Origin of the sequence: Brevundimonas sp. UBA7534, assembly GCF_002479325.1 — a bacterium.
GTDB lineage: Bacteria > Pseudomonadota > Alphaproteobacteria > Caulobacterales > Caulobacteraceae > Brevundimonas.
On sequence record NZ_DLMO01000075.1, the window covers coordinates 10,470 to 14,478 of the forward strand.

Genomic DNA, 4,009 nt, shown 5'->3' on the forward strand with positions numbered 1-4,009 from the left:
GCGGTCGAGAGCGCGGTCTGCCCCGGCGCCGGCGCCTGCGGCGGCCAGTTCACCGCCAACACCATGGCCATGGCCCTGTCGGTCATGGGCATTTCGCCGATGGGCGCCAACGACGTGCCGGCCGTCGATCCGGCCAAGGGCGAGCAGGGCGAACGCTGCGGCCGGCTGATCGTCGAACGGGTCTTCGCCGGCGACACCGCGCGCAAATACATCACCAAGGCCAGCCTGAAGAACGCGGCCGTGGCGGTCTCGGCCTCGGGCGGTTCGACCAATGCGGTCATGCACCTGACCGCCATCGCCGCCGAGGCGGGCGTCGAGTTCGGCGTCGAGGATTGCCACCAGGCCTGTGTTGAGGCGCCGGTCATCTGCGACCTGAAGCCGGGCGGCCGCTTCCTGGCCTCGCACCTGTACGCCGCGGGCGGCACGCGGCTGGTGGCCCAGCGGCTGGCCGAGGCCGGCAAGATCGTCAACACGCCGACCGTTAGCGGCCGCAGCCTGTTTGTCGAGGCCAGCGAGGCCGAGGAGACGCCGGGCCAGCAGGTCGTGACCGACTTCGAGGCCCCGGTCATGGCGCGCGGCTCGTTCGCCGTCATCTACGGCGACGTGGCCCCCGAGGGCGCTGTCATCAAGCTGACGGGCCATAAGGTCGACAAGTTCGAAGGCCCCGCCTGCGTCTTCGACAGCGAGGAGGACGCCTTCCACGCGGTTCAGGACGGATCGGTCGGCGAGGGCGACGTCATCATCATCCGCTACGAAGGGCCCAAGGGCGGGCCCGGCATGCGCGAGATGCTGCAGGTCACCGCCGCCCTGAAGGGCCGCAAGATCGACAACGTCGCCCTGCTGACCGACGGCCGCTTCTCGGGCGCCAGCTACGGCTTCGTCGCCGGCCACGTCTCGCCGGAGGCCGCCGTGGGCGGCCCGATCGCCCTCATTCGCGATGGTGACCGCATCACCATCGACGTCACCAACCGCCGGATCGACGCCAACATCGATCTGGCGACGCGCCGGGCGGGCTTTACGCCCCACGTGGTCCGCCCGGCGCGAGGCGTCTTCGCCAAGTACCGCGCCTCGGTGGCCTCGGCCGCGCAGGGCGCGGTCACCATTCCCAACCCGCCGCCGGCGCAAATCCCGGCCTCTCACAAATCCGCTGCTGCTCAGGACGCCTGAATTCTCATGGCCATCACCATCTACACCAACGAAGACATCAAGCCGGGCGCCATCGCCGGTCAGCGCATCGCCATCATCGGCTATGGCTCGCAGGGCCGGGCGCACGCCCAGAACCTGAAGGACAGCGGCCATGACGTGGTCGTCGGCGTCCGTCACGGCGGCACGGGCTGGAAACACGCCACCGCCGACGGTGTCCCGACCGCCGAACCGGCCGAGGCCGTCAAGGGCGCCGACATCATCGCCATCCTGACCCCCGACATGGTCCAGGGCGAGGTCTATCGCGACATCATCGAGCCGAACGCCAAGGAAGGCTCGGCCCTGCTGTTCGCCCACGGCTTCTCGATCATCTACGAGCGCATCACCCCGCGTCCCGACATGGACGTGATCCTGGTCGCGCCCAAGGGACCGGGCGACCTGGTCCGTCGCGAGTTCCAGCGCGGCCGCGGCGTGCCTTCGCTGTTCGCCATCGAGAAGGACGTCACCGGCAAGGCGCGCGACCGGGCCATGGGCTACGCCAAGGGCAACGGCGGCGCGACCGGCGGTCTGCTGGAGACCACCTTCCGCGAAGAGACCGAGACCGATCTGTTCGGAGAACAGGCCGTCCTGTGCGGCGGCGCCAAGGAACTGGTCATGCAAGGGTTCAACACCCTGGTCGAGGCCGGCTACCAGCCCGAGATCGCCTATTTCGAATGCCTGCACGAGCTGAAGCTGATCGTGGACCTGTTCTACGAAGGCGGCATCTCGAAGATGCACCACTTCATCTCGGAGACGGCCAAATACGGCGCCGTCGCCAGCGGCCCGCGCGTCGTGACCGAAGAGACCAAGGCCCGGATGAAGACCATCCTGGACGAAATCCAGGACGGAACCTTCGCGCGCAACTGGATCGCCGAGAACGAGGCCGGCAAGCCGCAATATGAAGCCTGGCTGAAGGCCGATCGCGAGAGCCAGATCGAGCAGGTCGGCGCGCGCCTGCGCGAGCGCATGGCCTGGCTGAACACGCCCAAGGCCGAAGCGGCCTGATCTTCAAAGCCCGCTCCCTCGGATGACCGCGATGACCGCCCCCGCCCTGAAACCCCAAGCCGAGGCCGCCCCCCAGTCGGGGGCGCGGCTGCTGGTCTCCACCCTGGAGCGGCTGGGGGTGGAGGTCGTGTTCGGCTATCCGGGCGGGGCGATCATGCCCGTCTATGACGCCTTAGCCGGATCGAAGCTGAAGCACGTGCTGGTCCGCCACGAGCAGGGCGCCGCCTTCGCCGCCGACGCCTATGCGCGCATGAGCGGCCGGGTCGGCGTCTGCATGGCGACCTCGGGGCCGGGCGCCACCAACCTGATCACCGGCATCGCCAACGCGATGATGGATTCGGTGCCCATGGTCTGCATCACCGGCAACGTGCCGCAGGGCGTGATGGGCACCGACGCCTTCCAGGAGATCGACATCCTGGGCGTCACCTTGCCGATCGTGAAACATTCGATCCTGGTGCGCGACGCCGCCGAGGTGCCGGCCGCGGTGGAAGAGGCCTTCCACATCGCCGCTTCGGGCCGGCCGGGCCCTGTCCTGGTCGACCTGCCCAAGGACGTCCAGTTCGCCACCACGAGCGACGACTTCGGCTTTCACATTCCCAACGAGACGCCGACGGTCGATCACGACGCGATCGCCGCCGCCGAGGCCGCGATCCGCGCCGCGAGGAAGCCGCTGGTCTATATCGGCGGCGGGGTGAAGATCGGCGGCGCGACGCAGGCGGTGCGCGATTTCGTGCGCGCCACCAACATCCCGCAGGTCTCGACCCTGAACGCCCTGGGCACCGTGCCCACCGACGCGCCCGGAATGCTGGGGATGCTGGGGATGCACGGGACGCGCGCCGCCAACGAAGCGGTCCAGGAGGCGGATCTGCTGATCGTCGTCGGCGCCCGTTTCGACGACCGCGCGACGGGCAAGCTGGCCGAGTTCGCGCCCAAAGCCCGCGTCGTCCACTTCGACATCGACGCCTCGGAGGTCGGCAAGCTGCGCGCCGCCAATGTCGCCGTGGTCGGCGAGCTGAAGGCGGGGGTCGAGGCGCTGACCCAGCGGATGCGCGCCGGCGCCGCCCTGGACATCCAGCCCTGGACGGTCGATTGCGCCCGCGCCGCGGCGGCCGGCGCCCACCGCTACGATGCGCCGGGCGAGGGGGTCTATGCCCCGGCCCTGCTGAAGGAAATCTCCGAAGCCGCCGGCGACGCCTTCGTCGCGGCCTGCGACGTGGGCCAGCACCAGATGTGGGCGGCCCAGCACTGCCGCTTCGCCCGCCCGGAAGCCCACATCACCTCGGGCGGCCTGGGCGCGATGGGCTTCGGCCTGCCGGCCGGCATCGGCGCCAAGATGGCCCGCCCGGACGCGACCGTCGTGACCATCGCCGGCGACGGCGGCTTCATGATGAACATCCAGGAGCTGGCGACGCTGAAGCGCTACGGCGTGCCGCTGAAAATCGTGCTGATCGACAACTCCAGCCTGGGCTTGGTGCGCCAGTGGCAGGAGCTGTTCTTCGCCGAGAACTATTCCGAGATCGACCTGTCCGACAATCCGGACTTCGTGAAGGTGGCCGAAGCCTTCGGCATCGAAGCCTTCCGCATCGATCGCCGCGATCAGGTGTCGGACGGCGTCCAGCGCCTGCTGGCCGCCGACGGTCCCTGCCTGGCCCATGTGGTCATCGACCCCCGAGACAATGTCTGGCCGCTGGTTCCGCCGGGCAAGAGCAACGCCGAAATGATGGAGGGCTCCTGAGATGAGCGACACGATCCACATCCAGATCGACCGTGCGGACGGTTCGCTTCAGCGTCTCATCGGCCTGGTGGAGCGCCGCGGCTTCCA

Annotated in this window: 3 protein-coding genes; all 3 read left to right on the plus strand. The window is 69.1% G+C overall.

The annotated features are described in order from the left end of the window. The coding region (locus tag B2U11_RS05725; protein ID WP_292070514.1) for a dihydroxy-acid dehydratase at nt 1-1,167 on the plus strand (1,167 nt) is incomplete at its 5' end. Between the two features lie 6 nt (nt 1,168-1,173). Beyond that, the gene (gene ilvC, locus B2U11_RS05730; protein WP_292070515.1) at nt 1,174-2,187 is read left to right on the plus strand and encodes a ketol-acid reductoisomerase; all 1,014 of its coding nucleotides are present in this window, start codon (nt 1,174-1,176) and stop codon (nt 2,185-2,187) included. Between the two features lie 22 nt (nt 2,188-2,209). Beyond that, nucleotides 2,210-3,922, plus strand: coding sequence for an acetolactate synthase 2 catalytic subunit (gene ilvG / locus B2U11_RS05735; protein WP_292070516.1), 1,713 nt, complete (start codon nt 2,210-2,212; stop codon nt 3,920-3,922). The last annotated feature ends 87 nt before the right edge of the window (nt 3,923-4,009 follow it).

Bases quoted from the DNA above. Each gene is read 5' to 3' on its own strand.
- ilvG (WP_292070516.1), top strand. From the start codon at position 2,210: ATGACCGCGATGACCGCCCCCGCCCTGAAACCCCAAGCCGAGGCCGCC.
- ilvC (WP_292070515.1), top strand. From the start codon at position 1,174: ATGGCCATCACCATCTACACCAACGAAGACATCAAGCCGGGCGCCATC.